19 protein-coding genes are annotated in these 17,599 nt (G+C 72.8%); all 19 read left to right on the top strand.

Annotation, left to right across the window (positions count from 1 at the left end; genetic code table 11):
* The first annotated feature begins 1 nt into the window (after window position 1).
* A complete protein-coding gene (locus ACQPYX_RS27815; RefSeq protein WP_433803819.1) occupies window positions 2-478 on the top strand; it encodes a Na(+)/H(+) antiporter subunit C in 477 nt (158 codons plus the stop codon).
* The gene (locus ACQPYX_RS27810) at window positions 475-2,280 is read left to right on the top strand and encodes a Na+/H+ antiporter subunit D (protein ID WP_433800503.1); all 1,806 of its coding nucleotides are present in this window, start codon (window positions 475-477) and stop codon (window positions 2,278-2,280) included. Before ACQPYX_RS27815 ends, ACQPYX_RS27810 begins: the two co-directional genes overlap by 4 nt.
* Window positions 2,277-2,831: a Na+/H+ antiporter subunit E gene (locus tag ACQPYX_RS27805; RefSeq protein WP_433800502.1), complete on the top strand. Its 555-nt coding sequence runs from the start codon at window positions 2,277-2,279 to the stop codon at window positions 2,829-2,831. The genes ACQPYX_RS27810 and ACQPYX_RS27805 overlap by 4 nt, the downstream gene beginning before the upstream one ends.
* Window positions 2,828-3,154, top strand: a complete 327-nt coding sequence (locus ACQPYX_RS27800) for a monovalent cation/H+ antiporter complex subunit F (RefSeq protein ID WP_433800501.1) — start codon at window positions 2,828-2,830, stop codon at window positions 3,152-3,154. Before ACQPYX_RS27805 ends, ACQPYX_RS27800 begins: the two co-directional genes overlap by 4 nt.
* Complete coding sequence (mnhG, locus tag ACQPYX_RS27795; RefSeq protein ID WP_433800500.1) at window positions 3,151-3,510, top strand: monovalent cation/H(+) antiporter subunit G; 360 nt, start codon at window positions 3,151-3,153, stop codon at window positions 3,508-3,510. Before ACQPYX_RS27800 ends, mnhG begins: the two co-directional genes overlap by 4 nt.
* A gap of 234 nt (window positions 3,511-3,744) precedes the next feature.
* The gene (locus tag ACQPYX_RS27790; protein ID WP_433800499.1) at window positions 3,745-4,320 is read left to right on the top strand and encodes a hypothetical protein; all 576 of its coding nucleotides are present in this window, start codon (window positions 3,745-3,747) and stop codon (window positions 4,318-4,320) included.
* Window positions 4,321-4,337: 17 nt separating this feature from the next.
* The gene (locus ACQPYX_RS27785; RefSeq protein ID WP_433800498.1) at window positions 4,338-5,036 is read left to right on the top strand and encodes a demethylmenaquinone methyltransferase; all 699 of its coding nucleotides are present in this window, start codon (window positions 4,338-4,340) and stop codon (window positions 5,034-5,036) included.
* 185 nt (window positions 5,037-5,221) lie between these two features.
* The gene (locus ACQPYX_RS27780) at window positions 5,222-6,598 is read left to right on the top strand and encodes a geranylgeranyl reductase family protein (RefSeq protein WP_433800497.1); all 1,377 of its coding nucleotides are present in this window, start codon (window positions 5,222-5,224) and stop codon (window positions 6,596-6,598) included.
* Between the two features lie 155 nt (window positions 6,599-6,753).
* On the top strand, window positions 6,754-7,134 hold the full coding sequence (locus ACQPYX_RS27775) for an NADH-quinone oxidoreductase subunit A (RefSeq protein WP_433800496.1): 381 nt from the start codon (window positions 6,754-6,756) through the stop codon (window positions 7,132-7,134).
* Between the two features lie 11 nt (window positions 7,135-7,145).
* On the top strand, window positions 7,146-7,703 hold the full coding sequence (locus tag ACQPYX_RS27770; RefSeq protein ID WP_433800495.1) for a NuoB/complex I 20 kDa subunit family protein: 558 nt from the start codon (window positions 7,146-7,148) through the stop codon (window positions 7,701-7,703).
* 188 nt (window positions 7,704-7,891) lie between these two features.
* Window positions 7,892-8,527: an NADH-quinone oxidoreductase subunit C gene (locus tag ACQPYX_RS27765; RefSeq protein WP_433803818.1), complete on the top strand. Its 636-nt coding sequence runs from the start codon at window positions 7,892-7,894 to the stop codon at window positions 8,525-8,527.
* Window positions 8,524-9,858 (top strand): NADH-quinone oxidoreductase subunit D, encoded by a 1,335-nt coding sequence (locus ACQPYX_RS27760; RefSeq protein WP_433800494.1) that lies wholly within the window; start codon window positions 8,524-8,526, stop codon window positions 9,856-9,858. Before ACQPYX_RS27765 ends, ACQPYX_RS27760 begins: the two co-directional genes overlap by 4 nt.
* Window positions 9,855-10,613 (top strand): NADH-quinone oxidoreductase subunit NuoE, encoded by a 759-nt coding sequence (gene nuoE, locus ACQPYX_RS27755; RefSeq protein ID WP_433800493.1) that lies wholly within the window; start codon window positions 9,855-9,857, stop codon window positions 10,611-10,613. The genes ACQPYX_RS27760 and nuoE overlap by 4 nt, the downstream gene beginning before the upstream one ends.
* Window positions 10,610-11,962: an NADH-quinone oxidoreductase subunit NuoF gene (gene nuoF, locus ACQPYX_RS27750; protein ID WP_433800492.1), complete on the top strand. Its 1,353-nt coding sequence runs from the start codon at window positions 10,610-10,612 to the stop codon at window positions 11,960-11,962. Before nuoE ends, nuoF begins: the two co-directional genes overlap by 4 nt.
* Before the next feature lies 1 nt (window position 11,963).
* A complete protein-coding gene (locus ACQPYX_RS27745; RefSeq protein ID WP_433800491.1) occupies window positions 11,964-14,555 on the top strand; it encodes an NADH-quinone oxidoreductase subunit G in 2,592 nt (863 codons plus the stop codon).
* Window positions 14,552-15,889, top strand: a complete 1,338-nt coding sequence (nuoH, locus tag ACQPYX_RS27740) for an NADH-quinone oxidoreductase subunit NuoH (protein ID WP_433800490.1) — start codon at window positions 14,552-14,554, stop codon at window positions 15,887-15,889. Before ACQPYX_RS27745 ends, nuoH begins: the two co-directional genes overlap by 4 nt.
* A complete protein-coding gene (nuoI, locus tag ACQPYX_RS27735) occupies window positions 15,889-16,506 on the top strand; it encodes an NADH-quinone oxidoreductase subunit NuoI (protein ID WP_433800489.1) in 618 nt (205 codons plus the stop codon). The genes nuoH and nuoI overlap by 1 nt, the downstream gene beginning before the upstream one ends.
* A complete protein-coding gene (locus tag ACQPYX_RS27730; protein WP_433800488.1) occupies window positions 16,503-17,300 on the top strand; it encodes an NADH-quinone oxidoreductase subunit J in 798 nt (265 codons plus the stop codon). The genes nuoI and ACQPYX_RS27730 overlap by 4 nt, the downstream gene beginning before the upstream one ends.
* On the top strand, window positions 17,297-17,596 hold the full coding sequence (nuoK, locus tag ACQPYX_RS27725; RefSeq protein WP_179795351.1) for an NADH-quinone oxidoreductase subunit NuoK: 300 nt from the start codon (window positions 17,297-17,299) through the stop codon (window positions 17,594-17,596). The genes ACQPYX_RS27730 and nuoK overlap by 4 nt, the downstream gene beginning before the upstream one ends.
* The last annotated feature ends 3 nt before the right edge of the window (window positions 17,597-17,599 follow it).

Genomic DNA, 17,599 nt, shown 5'->3' with positions numbered 1-17,599 from the left:
CATGTCCCTGGTGATGCTGGTGCTCATCGCGCTGCTCTACAGCGCGGGGATCTACCTGCTCCTCGACCGCAGCCTCACCCGCGTGCTGCTCGGTGTGCTGGTGCTCGGCAACGCGACGAACCTCCTGGTGATCTCCTCGGGCGGTCCGTTCGGCACGGCACCGTTCGTGGGGCGCAGCCCCGAGGCCGGCATGAGCGACGCCCTGGTCCAGGCCCTGGTGCTCACCGCCATCGTCATCACCCTGGGCGTGGCCGCCTTCCTGCTCTCGATCATCCACCGGACCTGGACCCTCGACCGCGAGGACGACCTCGCCGTGGACGCCGAGGACCGGTCGGTCCGCCGTCGCCTCGAGCGCGACGAGCAGATCGACGAGGACGAGTTCGACACGACCGGGTGCGAGTCGACGTCGGACACCGACGACGACCGCGCCGCGCGGGCCGAGCAGGCGGCGCCTGCCGCGACGGGGGGCGGGACGTGAACCCGGCGCCCACCGTCATCGAGAGCCTGATGCCGCTGCCGGTGCTCCTGCCGCTGCTCGGCGCCGGGCTCGCCCTGGTCCTCGCCGGCCGCCCGAACCTGCAGCGCGCGGTGTCGGTCTCGGTCCTCGTCGCGGTGGTCGCGATCTCCGCCGTGCTGGTGGCCGGGGCGGCCGACCGGCCCCGGGTGGTCACCGTCGGCTCCTGGCCCGCGCCGCTCGGCATCACGTTGGTCGCCGACCAGCTCTCGACGATCATGCTGCTGACGTCGATGACGGTGACGCTGCTGGTCTTCCTCTACGCCATCGGCCAGGGCACCGCGAACGACGACTCCCGCACCCCGGTGTCGATCTTCCATCCGACCTACCTGGTCCTCGCGGCCGGCGTCGCCAACGCCTTCCTCTCCGGCGACCTGTTCAACCTCTACGTCGGCTTCGAGGTCCTCCTCATGGCCAGCTACGTGCTGCTGACCCTCGGCGGCACGCGCTCGCGCATCCGGGCGGGGCTGACCTACGTCGTGGTCAACGTGGTCTCCTCGCTCGTCTTCCTGGCCGGGATCGCCCTGGTCTACGCGGCGGTGGGCACGCTGAACCTCGCGCAGATCTCGGTGCGGATGGAGGCGGTGCCCGCGGGCACCCAGCTCACCATCCACCTGGTGCTGCTCACCGCGTTCGGCATCAAGGCCGCCGTGTTCCCGCTGTCGGCGTGGCTGCCCGACTCCTACCCGACGGCGGCGGCGCCGGTCACCGCGGTGTTCGCGGGCCTGCTCACCAAGGTCGGCGTCTACTCGATCATCCGCACCGAGACGCTGCTCTTCCCCGGCGACTCGGTGGCCGACGACGTCCTGCTGGTGGCGGCGCTCGCGACGATGGTGATCGGGGCGCTCGGGGCCATCGCGCAGGACGACATCAAACGGGTCCTGTCGTTCACCTTGGTCAGCCACATCGGCTACATGATCTTCGGGGTGGCGCTGACGACGCCGGCGGGGGTCGGCGCGGCGATCTTCTACGTCGTCCACCACATCACGGTGCAGGCGACCCTGTTCTGCGTCGCCGGACTGATCGAGCGGCTCGGCGGCTCGACGTCGACCACCCGGCTGGCCGGGCTCGCCGCGGCCAGCCCGCTGCTCGCCGTCCTGTACTTCGTCCCGGCGATCAACCTCGGGGGCATCCCGCCGCTGTCGGGCTTCGTCGGCAAGCTCGGTCTCATCGAGGCGGGCGTCCAGGACGGCTCGGTCCTCGCGTGGCTGCTCGTGGTGGGCTCGGTGCTGACCAGCCTCCTGACGCTGTACGCGATGGCGAAGGTGTGGGTGCTGGCGTTCTGGCGTCCGGTCGAGCAGCTGCCTGCCGAACACCCCGACGACGCCGACGGGGACGACGACGACGCGTTCGAGCCCGCCGACGACGGCGACGAGCCCGAGGACCACCTGGACCCGGAGGACGAGGACCCCGACGGACCGGTCGACCCCGAGACGCTGCGCGACGGGATGGACGAGCGGTTCCCGGTGCTGATCGGCGCCGGCCGCGCGGGCGAGGCGTACGCGGGCTCCTCCCGGCCGTCGACCTCCTACTCCGGGGCCTTCCTCGGCCCGGCCGACACCGACCGGGACGACCAGGAGCAGGTGCGCCTGCCACGGGTGATGACCGCCGCGACGGCGGGCCTGGTCGCGGTCGGGGTCTCCCTCACGATCGTCGCGGGCCCGCTCTACGCCCTGACCGACCGCGCCGCCGCCGATCTCACCGCCCGCACCCCGTATATCACCGCGGTGTTCGCCCAGGCCACCGACGACCGGGTGGCCCGGTGAGGGCGCGGTTCGGCCGGCCGGGGCCACGGCTGTTCCGACTGGCGTGGCTCACGCTGGTCTGGATCCTGCTGTGGGGCACGTTCTCCTGGGCCAACCTGCTCGGCGGCCTCGCGGTCGGTCTCTTCGTGGTGCTGGTCTTCCCGCTGCCGGGCGTCGCCTCCGAGGGCCGGCTGCGGCCGCTGGGTCTCGCGCGGGTGGTCCTGCGGGTCGCCGCCGACCTCGTGGTGTCGAGCGTGCAGGTGGCCTGGCAGTCGGTCCGCCCGGGGCCGCCGATCCGCAGCTCGGTGATCGAGGTGGCCTTCGAGGAGCGGTCCGAGGCGTTGATGGCGGCCCTCGTGGAGGCGTTGTCCCTCGTGCCGGGCAGCGTCGTCGTGGACGCGGACGCCGAACGCGGCGTCCTCTGGGCCCACGTGCTCGGCGCCGACACCGACGAGGAGGTGGACGCGTTCCGGGCGCGGGTCCACGCCCTCGAGAAGAACCTGCTGGCCACCGGCATCACGGCCGTCCGCATCGAGCACGCGCGGGAACCCGACGAGGAGGGCGTGGCATGACGTTGCTGTGGGCCGGGCTCGCCCTCGTCGGGGCGGCGCTGCTCGTGGCGGCCCTCCGGTTCGTCCTGGGCCCGTCGGCGCTGGACCGCATGGTCTCCCTGGACGCCATCGTCGCCGTCATCATGAGCGGGCTGATGATCCACGCCGCGATGACCGGGGACTCCACGGTCCTCCCCGCGGTCGTGGCGGTGAGCCTCGTGGGCTTCCTCGGCTCCTCGACGGTGGCCCGGTTCCTGGGCCGGGGGCGGGGCCCGGGGCCGCGCCCCGCCGCCCGGGACGGCGCCCGCGAGGACACGCGCAACGGGACGGAGGAACGGCGATGAGCGACCCCACGATGGTGCTCGACGTCCTCGACCTCGTCGGGAGCGTCCTGATCGTGCTCGGGGCGCTGCTGGTGCTCGCGGCCGCGATCGGCCTGGTGCGGCTGCCGGACGTCCTGTCCCGGATGCACGCGGCCACCAAGCCGCAGACCACGGGCCTGCTGCTCGTCGCGGCCGGCACCGCGCTGCACCTGCGCGCCGCGGCCGACGTGTGGATGCTCGTGCTCGTCGGCGCCTTCGCGCTCATCACCGCCCCGGTGACCGCGCACCTGGTGGGGCGTCTCGCGTACCGGACCGGTGGGCTGCGGCGGGACCTGGTGCACCGCGACGACCTGGACCCCGACCGCGCCGATCGGTGACCGGGCTCGGCAGCGGGTGACGAGCAGCCACGTCGGCCACGCCGTGTGGCCCGGCGCCGGCACCGGGGTCCCCGCCGGCCCGCCCCCGCCCGACGGCCGGTCGTCGTGCCCGCCGACCGGGGGCTCACATCCCCGTCACACGGGGGCGCCGCTCGCCCCGTCGGGTCCCCCGGACGGCGCACCGTGGCCGCTCCGGCGGGCACGCGCCGCACCTCCGTCTCTACCGTGGTCGGGGTGAACGACGTGCGCGCGGTGATGGGCGCGGAGGCCCGCTCCGCGTTCGCCGCTGCCCGCACGGCGTGGGACGTCACCCGCACCGTGCTCGCGCCGGTCGGGCGCCGCGCACCGGAGATCGTCGTGACGGTCGGGATCGTCCTGTCCGTGCTCGCCGTGCTGGTGCTCGTCGGCGCGGCCCGCAACGACGCCTCGATCTCGGCCGACCAGGGCACCGCGGTCGCCGAGGTCCTCGACGGCGGCGACCTCGGGCACACCTTCGTGCGGTTCACCGCCTCCGACGGCGCCGTGCTCACGCCCGACACCGGCGTGCTCTACCCGCGCGGACTCGAGCCGGGCAACTACGTGGTCGTGGAGTACGACCGGTCGAAGCCCGAGCTCGTCCGCGTCGCCGGCCGCTCCTGGACCGCGGGGCTGGGCCCGGTCGCGCTCGGCATCGTCGGGCTGTGGGTCGTGCTCGGCCCCACCGCGTGGGCGCTCGCGCGCCGTCGTCGGGCCGGGTCGGCCGGGGGCGGGGACGTGCCGGTGCCCGACGACGTGACGCCGGACCGTGAGCCCGTCGGCGCCGCCCGCTAGCGCCTAGGATCGATCCCGTGACGTCCACCCGCGCCGGGCTCGACCGCGACCCCTCCGCCGTCGCGCGCATGTTCGACGGCGTCGCGGCGCGCTACGACGTCACCAACACCGTGCTTTCCTTCGGGCGCGACCGCGCCTGGCGGCGGGCCACCCGCGAGGCGCTGACGATCGGCCCGGGCGACGTGGTGCTCGACATCGCGGCCGGGACCGGGGTGTCCACCGTCGAGCTCGCCCGCACCGGCGCCACCTGCCTGGCCGCGGACTTCTCGCTCGGCATGCTGCAGGCCGGTCGCGCCAAGCACGCGGGCGTCGTGCCCTACCTCGCCGCCGACGCGATGCGGCTCCCGCTGCCGGACGCGTCCGTGGACGCCGTGGTGATGTCGTTCGGGCTGCGCAACGTCGTCGAGCCCGACGCGGCCCTCGCCGAGTTCGCGCGGGTGACGCGGCCGGGCGGGACGCTCGCGATCTGCGAGTTCTCCACCCCGACCTGGTCGCCGTTCCGGCGGGTCTACACCGACTACCTGATGCGGGCGCTGCCCCGCGTCGCGCGGGCGGTCAGCTCGAACCCGGACGCCTACGTCTACCTCGCGGAGTCGATCCGGGCCTGGCCCGACCAGCCCGCGCTGGCCCGGCGCATCACCGCCGCCGGGTGGCAGGCGGTCAGCTGGCGCGACCTCACGGGCGGCATCGTCGCCCTGCACACCGCCGTCCGCTGACCCGCGCGGCCGACCCCGCTCACAGCACGGTCGCGCCCGGCCGCCCCCCCGCGTGACGCAGGCGGCGCGGGAGATTCCCGTCCGGACGGAACTCAAACCCCCTCCCAGCGGGCGTGTCGCACGCAACATGCCTACACTCGTGCCCGCCCGGAGCTAGTGAACGATTTCACAAGGGGTGTCCCACGGTGTCCGCTCACCACCACGAGCGCACCCGGCGTCGTGTCGGGGGTGACGACTGCGCGGCCGACGTGCTCGTGGTCGGCGCCGGACCCGCCGGCGCCACCGCCGCGACGCACCTCGCCCGCGCCGGGCTGGACGTCCTGGTGCTGGAGAAGGCCACCTTCCCCCGGGAGAAGGTGTGCGGCGACGGGCTCACGCCGCGCGCGGTCAAGCAGCTGATCGACCTCGGGATCGACACCCGGCCCGAGGCGGGATGGCTGCACAACAAGGGCCTGCGGGTCTACGGCGCGGGGATGTCGGTCGACCTCGACTGGCCCGACCTGACGAGCTTCCCGCCCTACGGCATGGTCCGGCCGCGCCGCGACTTCGACCAGCTGCTCGCCGACCACGCCCGGGCGGCCGGGGCGCGCGTGCAGGAGCAGACGTCGGTCTCCGGCGCGATCACCGACGAGCGCACCGGCCGCGTCGTCGGGGTCGAGGCCCGGCGCGGACCGGAGCGCGAGCCGGTCACCTACCGGGCGCCGCTGGTGATCGCGTGCGACGGGGTGGGCGCCCGGACGGCGCTCTCCCGTGGGATCGCCAAGCGCGACGACCGCCCGCTCGGGGTCGCCGTTCGCCGCTACCACACGAGCCCGAAGAGCACGGACGACTACCTCGAGACCCACCTCGAGCTGACCGACGGCCGCGGTGGCCTGCTGCCCGGCTACGGCTGGGTGTTCGGGATGGGCGACGGGACGGCGAACGTCGGGCTCGGCATCCTCGACCGGACCAACGCCGCCGCCGGCGCGAACTACCGCGCCACGCTGCGCGCGTGGTGCGACTCGCTGCCCCCCGAGTGGGACCTGCGCGAGGAGACGGCGGTCAACGAGATCGGCGGCGCGGCGCTGCCGATGGGGTTCAACCGCACACCGGTCTACGCCGACGGGCTGCTGCTCGTCGGCGACGCCGGTGGCATGGTCAACTCGTTCAACGGCGAGGGCATCGCCTACGCGATGCAGTCGGCGGCGCTGGCCGCCGAGGCCGTGGTGCAGGCCCTCGCCCGGCCCGAGGGGCCCTCGCGGGAACGTGCGCTCGCGGGCTACCCGGAGGCCGTGCGGGCCGAGTTCGCCAGCTACTACCGCCTGGGGAACCGCTTCGCGCACGCGCTGCGCCACCCCTGGCTGGTGCGCACGACGGCGCGCCACGGCCTGCCCCGGCGGCGGGTCATGGCGTTCCTGCTGAAACTGCTCGCCAACCTGCACGACCGCCGCGACGGCGACGCCTCGGACCGCGTGCTCGAGGTGCTGTTGCGGCTCACGCCGGCGCTGCCGGAGGCCGCGCCGGGGACGACCCGACGGATCACGCCGACCCGACCCGTCGTCGGGAAGGAGAACGCCGCATGACCGGCCCCGTCGGGCCGGACTAAGGCCACCCTCACCCCCTGGCGTGCGGCCGTCCCTCCGTAGGGTCGCGTCCATTCGCCGGGGGTGACCCCGGACACCGGACGAGCGGTGTCCCGGACCACCGAGCAGGTCACGAGAGCTGGAGGTTCCCCCGGATGCCGGGCAGCACGGGACTCACCGCGTACGTCCCCCTCATCGTCATGTTTGTGCTCGCCGGTGGGTTCGCCGTGTTCTCCGTGACCGCGGCGCCCTACATCGGCCCGCGTCGCTACAACCGCGCCAAGCTCGACAGCTACGAGTGCGGCATCGAGCCGTCGCCGCAGCCGGTCGTGGGCGGCGGCCGCGTGCCGGTCGCCTACTACCTGACGGCGATGATGTTCATCCTCTTCGACGTCGAGCTCGTGTTCCTGTACCCGTACGTCCTCAACATCGACGCGCTCGGACTGTTCGGCCTCACCGCCGTGCTCGTGTTCCTCGTGCCGATCCTCATCGCGTACGCCTACGAGTGGCGTCGCGGCGGGCTGGACTGGAGCTAGGAGGTCGCCAGATGGGACTCGAGGAGAAGCTGCCGAACGGCATCCTGCTCGCCAGCGTCGAGGGGCTGGTGAACTGGACCCGCAAGGCGTCGCTGTGGCCGGCCACCTTCGGTCTGGCCTGCTGCGCGATCGAGATGATGACGTCGGGCGCCCCGCGCTACGACCTCGGTCGCTTCGGCATGGAGGTGTTCCGCCCCAGCCCGCGGCAGGCCGACCTGATGATCGTGGCGGGCCGGGTGACCAACAAGATGGCGCCGGTCCTGCGCCAGATCTACGACCAGATGGCCGAGCCGCGCTGGGTGCTCGCGATGGGTGTCTGCGCCTCCTCCGGGGGCATGTTCAACAACTACGCCGTGGTGCAGGGCGTCGACCACGTCGTGCCCGTCGACATGTACCTGCCCGGCTGCCCGCCGCGGCCGGAGATGCTCATCGACGCGATCCTCAAGCTGCACCAGAAGATCCAGCACGAGCCGCTGGGCCCGGTCCGGGCGCAGCTGGCCGCCGAGCGGCGGGCGCAGGGCGAGACGCTCGAGCTGCTGCCGTCGTCGACGAAGTACGGGCGGGAGTAGTCGTGGCGGATGGCAACGACGCATCGAAGCAGCCCCATGTTCCTCCGACGGGGACCGGCGGGGCGTCCGGCCCGACCGGCGCCACGGCCGGCGGATCCGAGTACAGCGAGCGCGGCGCCGTCGCGTTCTCGCCGGTCGAGCAGCACCGCCCGCACGCGCCGACGGTGACCGGCCGCAGCCGCGAGGGCATGTTCGGCATCCACGGCTCGGGCGACACCTCCGGCTTCGGCGGCCTGCGCCTCCCGGCCTACGCCCCGGCGCCGGCCGAGCGGCCCTACGGCGGCTGGTTCGACGAGGTCGTCGACGAGACCGCGGCGGCCCTCGAGGAGGCGGGTCTCGTCGCGTTCGACGAGGCGGTGCCGCAGGTGACCGTCGACCGCGGCGAGATGACCTGGTACGTCGCCCGCGAGCACCTGCCACCGCTCGCGCGGACGCTGCGCGACGACCAGGCGCTGCGCTTCGAGTTCTGCTCCGGGGTGTCCGGGGTGGACTACGGCGAGGACGTGCCGCAGCAGCTGCACGTCGTGGTGCAGCTGCTGTCCATGACCTACCGGCGGCGGCTGCGGCTCGAGGTCTGCCTCGACGTCGACGACGCGCGCTGCCCCTCGCTCGTGCCGGTCTTCCCGACGGCGGACTGGCACGAGCGCGAGACCTGGGACATGTTCGGGATCGTCTTCGACGGCCACCCGAGCCTGACCCGGATCCTCATGCCGGACGACTGGAACGGCCACCCCCAGCTCAAGAGCTACCCGCTGGGCGGCATCCCGGTCGAGTACAAGGGCGCCGAGATCCCGCCGCCCGACCAGCGGAGGGCGTACACGTGACCGACCTCGACGACACCGTCACCGACCCCTACGCCGCGAGTTCCCGCGAGACCACCGAGGGGACCGTCTACACCGTCACCGGCGGCGACTGGGACGAGCTGGTCGACGAGTCCTCCGGCGACGAGCGCATCGTCATCAACATGGGGCCGCAGCACCCCTCGACGCACGGCGTGCTGCGCCTGGTCATGGAGGTCTCCGGCGAGACCGTGACCGACGTGCGGCTGGTCATCGGCTACCTGCACACCGGCATCGAGAAGAACTGCGAGTACCGCACCTGGACCCAGGGCGTCACGTTCGTGACGCGCGCGGACTACCTCTCGCCGCTGTTCACCGAGGCCGCGTACTGCATGTCGGTCGAGCGGCTGCTCGGGGTCGAGGTGCCGACGCGCGCGCAGGTGATCCGGGTGCTCCTGATGGAGATCAACCGGATCGGCTCGCACCTCGTCGCGCTCGCCACCGGCGGCATGGAGCTCGGCGCGCTCACCGGCATGACCAACGGGTTCCGGGAGCGTGAGGAGGTCCTGCACCTGCTCGAGTTCCTCACCGGTCTGCGGATGAACCACGCGTTCATCCGGCCCGGCGGCGTCGTCCAGGACCTCCCGGAGGGCGCGGAGAAGCGCATCCTCGAATTCTGCGACGTCATGGACTCGCGCCTGCCCGGCTTCCACCAGCTGCTCACCGGCAACGCGATCTGGCAGCAGCGCCTCGTCGGCGTCGGCTACCTCCCGCTGGACGGCTGTCTGTCCCTCGGGGTGACCGGCCCGATCCTGCGGTCCGCGGGCCTCGCGTGGGACCTGCGCAAGGTCGAGCCCTACCTCGGCTACGAGCAGTACGACTTCGAGGTCCCGACCGAGACGGCCGCCGACTCCTTCGCGCGCTACAAGCTGCGCGTCGAGGAGATGCACCAGTCGCTGCGGATCATCCGGCAGTGCGTCGAGGCCCTCGAGCCCGGACCGGTGATGGTCGGCGACGCGAAGATCGCGTGGCCGGCGAAGCTGTCCATCGGGGCCGACGGCCTGGGGAACTCGCTCGAGCACGTCCGCCAGATCATGGGGCAGTCGATGGAGTCCCTGATCCACCACTTCAAACTGGTCACCGAGGGCTTCAAGGTCCCGCCGGGGCAGGCGTACGTGCCGATCGAGTCGCCCCGCGGCGAGCTCGGCGCCCACCTGGTCTCCGACGGCGGCACCCGTCCGCTGCGCGTGCACCTGCGCGAGCCCAGCTTCGTCAACCTCCAGGCGGCGCCCGCGATGTGCGAGGGCGGCCTGCTCTCCGACGTCATCGCGGCGCTCGCGAGTCTCGACCCGGTGATGGGGGGCTGCGACCGATGACGAGCACGGTCAACGAGGTCGACACCTCGGTGTTCGACGGCCAGCGCGAGCGGGCCGCGGCCATCGTCATGCGCTACCCGGAGCCGCGCTCGGCGCTGCTCCCGCTGCTGCACCTCGTGCAGTACGTCGAGGGGCACGTCAGCCGGGCCGGGGTGGCGTTCTGCGCCGAGGTCCTCGACGTCACGCCCGCCGAGGTCTCGGCGGTCGCGACGTTCTACACGATGTACAAGCGCGAGCCGGTCGGCGAGCACCTGGTCAGCGTCTGCACCAACACGCTGTGCGCGGCGCTGGGCGGCGACGACATCTACGCCGCGGTGCGCGAGCGCCTCGGCGGCATCGGCCACGAGCAGACCGCGGGCGAGCCGGGCACCCCCGGCAGCCTGACGATCGAGCACGCCGAGTGCCTCGCCGCCTGTGACCTCGCGCCGGTGCTCACCGTGAACTACGAGTTCTACGACCGGCAGACCGTGGACACGGCGCTCGGGATCATCGACGCCCTGCAGCGGGGCGAGAAGCCGCACCCGACCCGAGGCGCCCCGCTGACCGACTTCCGCCGCATCGAGCTGCTGCTCGCCGGCTTCTTCGACGATCCCGAGGTCGGCGGGGCCGAGGCCAACGCCGGCCCCAGCGCCGACGACGCCACGCTGCGCGGCGCGCGGCTCGCCGAGGAGCGCGGCTGGACCGCGCCGCCCATGCCCGACGCGTCGCCCGACCGTCCGACCGAAGCCACCGAACTCCCGGGAGGTGCGTCATGAGCGAGCCGGAGGAGTACCGACCGGACCCGCTGACGCCGGTTCTCACCCGACGCTGGCTCCTGCCCGAGTCGTGGACCCTGCGCCACTACGCCGAGCTCGGCGGCTACGAGGCGATGCGCCAGGCGTTCGCCATGGCCCCGGCGGACATCGTGTCGCTGGTGAAGGACTCGGGGCTGCGCGGCCGCGGCGGCGCGGGCTTCCCGACGGGCATGAAGTGGAGCTTCATCCCGCAGCCCAAGCCGGGCGAGGAGCCGACCGAGGCCACGAAGGACGCCCCGCAGTTCAAGCCGAAGTACCTCGTCATCAACGCCGACGAGGGCGAACCGGGGACCTGCAAGGACACCCCGCTGATGATGGCCGACCCGCACAGCCTCATCGAGGGCTGCATCATCACGGCCTACGCGATCCGCGCGAACTTCTGCGCGATCTACATCCGCGGCGAGATCGTCCACGCCATCCGGCGCCTGCACCACGCGGTCAAGGAGGCCTACGAGGCGGGCCACCTCGGCCAGGACATCCACGGCAGCGGCTTCGACCTCGACATCGTGGTCCACGCCGGCGCCGGCGCGTACATCTGCGGCGAGGAGACCGCGCTGCTCGACTCGCTGGAGGGCCGGCGCGGCCAGCCGCGGCTCAAGCCGCCGTTCCCGGCGACGGCCGGTCTCTACGCGGCGCCGACGGTGGTCAACAACGTCGAGACCATCGCGACCGTCCCGTCCATCGTCGCGGGCGGCAAGGACTGGTTCCGGACGATGGGCCGCGAGCGCTCGCCCGGGCCGAAGATCTACTCGCTGTCCGGGCACGTCGAGCGCCCCGGCCAGTACGAGGCGCCGCTGGGCACCACGCTGCGCGAGCTCCTCGAGATGGCCGGCGGCATGAAGGACGGCATCCCGCTGAAGTTCTGGACGCCGGGTGGCTCGTCCACACCGCTGTTCACCGCCGAGCACCTCGACGTCCCGCTGGACTTCGAGGGCGCCGCCGAGGCCGGCTCGATGCTCGGCACCACCGCCGTCATGATCTTCAACGAGACGGTCAGCGTCCCGTGGGCGGTCATGAAGTGGACGGAGTTCTACGAGCACGAGTCCTGCGGCAAGTGCACGCCGTGCCGCGAGGGCAACTACTGGCTCGCCGGGATCCTCCGCCGGATGAACGACGGGCAGGGCACCGAGGAGGACATCGACACCCTCCTCGACGTCTGCTCGAACGTCCTCGGCCGCTCGTTCTGCGCCCTGGGCGACGGCGCCGTCTCGCCGATCACCAGCGGCATCAAGTACTTCCGCCAGGAGTTCCTGGACCTCTGCGCGAGCCAGCAGGCGTCCTCGGACCGAGTTCTCGCCGGAGCGCACTGAGATGACACAGGCCCCCGAGCAGGAGGCGCCCCCGGTCCCCGAGGGTCACGTCCGGCTGACGATCGACGGCGCGACCGTCGACGCGCCGAAGGGCGAGATCCTCATCCGGACCTGCGAGCGCCTCGGCATCGTCGTGCCGCGGTTCTGCGACCACCCCCTCCTCGAGCCCGCCGGCGCGTGCCGCCAGTGCCTGGTCGAGGTGGAGATGGGCGGTCGGCCCATGCCGAAGCCGCAGGCCAGCTGCACCATGACCGTCGCCGACGGCATGGTGGTGAAGACGCAGGTGACCTCGGCCGTCGCCGACAAGGCGCAGCAGGGCGTCATGGAGCTGCTGCTGATCAACCACCCGCTGGACTGCCCGATCTGCGACAAGGGCGGCGAGTGCCCCCTGCAGAACCAGGCCATGTCCTCGGGACGCGCCGAGTCGCGGTTCCACGAGCACAAGCGGACCTTCGAGAAGCCCTTGCCGATCTCCGACGAGGTGCTGCTCGACCGCGAGCGTTGCGTGCTCTGCCAGCGCTGCACCCGGTTCTCCGACCAGATCGCCGGTGACCCGTTCATCGAGCTCCTCGAGCGCGGCGCGCACCAGCAGATCGGCACCGAGGAGACGGCCTGGGGCGAGGGCGAGGAGTTCCAGTCCTACTTCTCCGGCAACACGATCCAGATCTGCCCGGTCGGGGCGCTCACCAGCGCCTCCTACCGGTTCCGCTCGCGGCCGTTCGACCTGGTCTCGACGCCGGGTCAGTGCGAGCACTGCGCCTCGGGCTGCTCGACGCGGCGCGACTGGCGCCGCGGCGGGGTCACCCGCGTGCTGGCCGGCGAGGAGCCGACCGTCAACGAGGAGTGGCTCTGCGACAAGGGCCGGTTCGCGTTCCGCTACCCGACCTCGCCGCAGCGGGTGCTGCAGCCGATGGTGCGGGAGGACGGCGTGCTCGTCCCGGTCTCCTGGGTGGACGCGCTCGAGCGGGCTGCCGCGCTGCTCACCGCCGCCCGCGACGGCGGCGGCGCCGCGCGGACCGGTGAGGACGGCGTCGACCTGTCGCCGAAGCAGGGCGTCGGCGTGCTGCCCGGCGGCCGCCTGACCGTCGAGGACGCCTACGCCTACGCGAAGTTCGCGCGCCTGGCGCTGCGTACCAACGACGTCGACCAGCGGGCCCGCGCGCACTCCGACGAGGAGCTGGACTTCCTCGCGGGCCACGTCGCGGGCGTCGCGCCGAGCCACGTCTCCTACGCCCACCTCGAGGCCGCCCGCACCGTGCTGTGCGTGGCGTTCGACCCCGAGGAGGAGTCGCCGATCGTCTTCCTGCGGCTGCGCAAGGCGTCCCGCCACGGCACCCGCGTGGTGCACGTCGGCAGCTGGACCACGCCCGCCGTCGCGAAGACCGGCGGCCACCTGCTGGGCGCCGTGCCCGGCGCGGAGGCCGCGGCCCTGACCGACCTGCCCGACGACCTCGCGACCGCGCTGGCCGAGCCGGGCGCCGTCGTCCTGGTCGGCGAGCGGGCCGCGGAGGTGCCCGGCCTGCTGACCGCGGTCAGCGAGCTCGGCGCCCGTACCGGCGCCCGGATCGCCTGGGTGCCGCGGCGGGCCGGGGAGCGCGGCGGCGTGGACGCCGGTGCGCTGCCGACGCTGCTGCCGGGCGCACGTCGCGTCGACGACGCGGACGCCCGCGAGGCGGTCGCCGAGGTCTGGGGCGTCCCGACGCTGCCCGCCGAGCCGGGCCGCGACCTCACCGCCATCCTCTCCGCTGCGCGCGACGGGGCCCTGGCCGGTCTGGTCGTCGGCGGCGTGGAGCTCGCCGACCTCCCCGACCCGGAGCTCGCCCGCGCCGCGCTCGCCGAGGCCGACGTGGTGATCTCGCTGGAGCAGGTGCTCTCCGAGGTCTCCGAGCACGCGGACGTGGTACTGCCGGTGGCCCCCGCGGTCAACCGCAGCGGCACCTACCGCAACTGGGAGGGCCGCGACCGGCCCTTCGCGACGACGATCGACCCCGGCCAGGGCGGCTCCGGGCGCGTCGGTGGCACGGCCGCGGTGACGCTGCCGGACTGCCGGGTGCTCGACTCGTTGGCCGTCGAGATGGACGTCGACCTGTTCACCCAGACCCCGCAGGCCGCGGCGGCGGAGCTCGCCGAGCTGGGCACCGCGGCGGTCACGCCGTCGACCCCGGCGACCCGGCCGAGCGCGCCCCCCTCCGATGACAGCGGAGCGTCGTTGCTGTCATCCGATGACAGCAACGACGGTGTGCTGCCACAGGGAGGTGGGGGCCGCGTCCGGCTCGCCACGTGGCGCCAGCTGATCGACGGCGGCGCCCTGCTGGCCGAGGAGAACGACCTGCCCGGTACGGCCCGGCCGGCCCGCCTGCGGGTCGCCCCGGAGACCGCCGGGCGCCTCGGCCTCGTCGCCGGCGGGTCCGCCCGGCTCGCCGACGCGTTCGACCTCGTCGTGGAGTTCGCCGACCTGCCGGCCGACACGGTGTGGGCGCCCTCGCACGTCCCGGTCGCCGGCGGCGTGGTCACCCTGGCCGGCCTCGGGCTGCGCCACGGGGACCTCGTCGAGGTGGCCACACCTGCCGTCGGGAACGGAGACCCGCAGTGAACCCGCTCCCCCCGCCCGGGACCCCCGGGTACACGCAGGCGCTGATCGCGGACGACCCGCTCTGGCTGACGATCATCAAGGTCGTCGCCGTCTTCGCGCTGCTGGTGTTCATGACGCTGTTCATGATCTGGCTGGAGCGCAAGGTCGTCGGGCGCATGCAGCAGCGGCCGGGCCCGAACTGGAACGGCCCGTTCGGCCTGCTCCAGTCCCTTGCGGACGGGCTCAAGCTGGCGTTCAAGGAGGACATCCGGCCGGTCCTCGCGGACAAGGCGGTCTTCTTCATCGCGCCGGTGATCTCGACGATCCCGGCCTTCGTCGCGTTCGCCGTGATCCCGCTCGGCCCCGAGGTCTCGATCTTCGGGCACCGGACGGCGCTGCAGGTCGCCGACCTCCCGGTCGGCATCCTCGTCGTGCTCGCCTGCTCCTCGATCGGCGTCTACGGCATCGTCCTCGCCGGCTGGGCGTCCGGGTCGCCGTACCCGCTGCTCGGCAGCCTCCGCAGCGCCGCGCAGGTCATCTCCTACGAGCTGGCGCTCGGCATCTCGATCATCGGCGTGGTGCTGTACGCGGGCTCGCTGTCCACCGCCGACATCGTCTCCGCGCAGCAGAACGGCTGGTACGTCTGGCTCCTGCCGGTCAGCTTCATCGTCTTCGCGATCTCGATGGTCGGCGAGACGAACCGGGCGCCGTTCGACCTCCCCGAGGCCGAGTCCGAGCTGGTCGGCGGGTTCCACACCGAGTACTCGTCGCTGAAGTTCGCGCTCTTCTTCCTCGCCGAGTACGTCAACATGGTCACCCTCTCCGCGGTGGCCACCACGCTGTTCCTCGGCGGCTGGATGGCCCCGTGGCCCCTCTCGCTGATCCCCGGGGTCAACGAGGGCTGGCTCCCGGTCGTCTGGTTCATCTCGAAGATGTTCGTGTTCCTCTTCGTCTACATCTGGCTGCGCGGCACGCTGCCCCGGCAGCGCTACGACCAGTTCATGCGCCTCGGCTGGAAGGTGCTCATCCCGGTCAGCCTCGTGTGGCTGATCGCGATCGCCGTCCTGCGGGTGCTGCGCAACGAGTTCGGCACGATCTCGGCGCCGGTGGTGTTGATGATCGGCGCGGTCGTGCTCGTCGTCGCGATCGTGGTCGCGTTCCTGCTGCCCGACCGCGCGTCCGAGGAGGACGAGGACGCCGCCGCGCCCCCCGTCGTCGGGAACTACCCCGTGCCACCGCTCGACCTGGCCGTGCCCCCGAGCCCGCCGCGCCGCCGCCGGGCGGTGTCGTCGGGCCCGTCCGGCACGTCCCAGGAGACGGCCGCCGTGGGCACGGGTCAGAAGGAGGACGCCTGATGGGCATGTTCGACGGCATCGCCGGCTTCGGCGTCACCTTCTCGACGATGTTCAAGAAGGTGGTCACCGAGGAGTACCCGCTGGTCAAGAAGGTGACCGCGCCGCGCTACCACGGCCGCCACCAGCTCAACCGGCACCCGGACGGCCTCGAGAAGTGCGTCGGCTGCGAGCTGTGCGCGTGGGCCTGCCCCGCCGACGCCATCTACGTCGAGGGCGGCGACAACACGCCCGAGGCGCGCTACTCACCGGGGGAGCGCTACGGCGCGATCTACCAGATCAACTACCTGCGCTGCATCGGCTGCGGGCTCTGCATCGAGGCGTGCCCCACGCGGTCGCTGACGATGACGAACGAGTACGAGCTCGCCGACGACGACCGCCAGGACCTGATCTACACCAAGGACATGCTGCTGGCGCCGCTGCTGCCCGGCATGGAGCAGCCGCCGCACCCCATGCGCCTCGGGGACGACGAGCAGGACTACTACGTGCAGGGCCCGGAGATGGCGCGGCGCGGCCGCGACCAGGCCGGGGCCGACGATCTCGACACCGACAACCGCGCCGGGGCGAATGCCCTGCCGGGCGCGGCCCTCGTCGGGAAGGCCCCGGAGGAGAAGCGATGACCACCTCGATCGGCGAGGCCATCGGGTTCTGGATCCTCGGCCCGATCGCCCTCGCCGGCGGCCTCGGCATGGTGTTCGCCCGCAACGCCGTGCACTCCGCCCTGTGGCTCGTGCTGACGATGCTCTCGCTCGGCTTCCTCTACATGGTCCAGTCGGCGCCGTTCCTGGGGTTCACCCAGATCATCGTCTACACCGGCGCGATCATGATGCTGTTCGTCTTCGTGCTGATGATGGTCGGCCGGGACGCCTCGGACTCGGTGGTCGAGGTGCTGCGCGGGCAGCGCGTGGCGGCCGCGATCCTCGGCGTCGGCATCGCCGGCCTGCTCGTCAGCGCGGTCGCCCGGTCGGTGACGGCGAGCGTGGTCGGCTCCACGCTGCCCACCCAGAACACCGGCGGCATCGGTCTGCTGGTGTTCACCCGCTACGTCGCCGCCCTCGAGCTCGCCTCGGCGCTGATCGTGGTCGGCACGCTCGGCGCCGTCGTCTACACCTTCGCGGGCCGGGCGAAGCGGCAGACCGCGAGCCAGCGCGAGCGGGTCGTCGCCCGGCTGCAGGGTCCGCTGGAGAAGTACGGCTCCCGCTCCGGTCCCGGCGTGTTCGCGACGGCGGACTCGGTCGCCACCCCGGCGCTGCTGCCGGACGGCTCCGTGGCCCCCGAGTCGCTCTCCGAGATCATCGAGGCGACCGCCCGCGAGCGCCTCGGCCACCAGACCGAGCTGGCGCACGCCGGCGACGAGCACGACGCGTCGGCGCACACCGACCACGGACACCACGTCACAGGGAGCCAGGCGTGAGCCCCACGAACTACCTGCTGCTCTCCGCCCTGCTGTTCGCGATCGGCACGGTCGGCGTGCTGGTCCGGCGCAACGCGATCGTCGTGTTCATGTGCGTCGAGCTCATGCTCAACGCCACGAACCTCTCGCTGGTGACCTTCTCCCGGATCAACGGCAACCTCGACGGGCAGGTCATGGCCCTGTTCGTCATCGTCGTCGCCGCGGCCGAGGTCGTCGTCGGGCTCTCGATCATCATGGCCATCTTCCGCACGCGCCGGACCGCCTCGGTCGACGACGCGAACCTCCTCAAGTACTGACGG

The sequence above is a fragment of the Actinomycetospora sp. CA-084318 genome, from assembly GCF_050955885.1.
Lineage (GTDB): Bacteria > Actinomycetota > Actinomycetes > Mycobacteriales > Pseudonocardiaceae > Actinomycetospora.
Note: the sequence above shows the minus strand (reverse complement) of the source record. Positions and strands in the feature narration are given on the sequence as shown.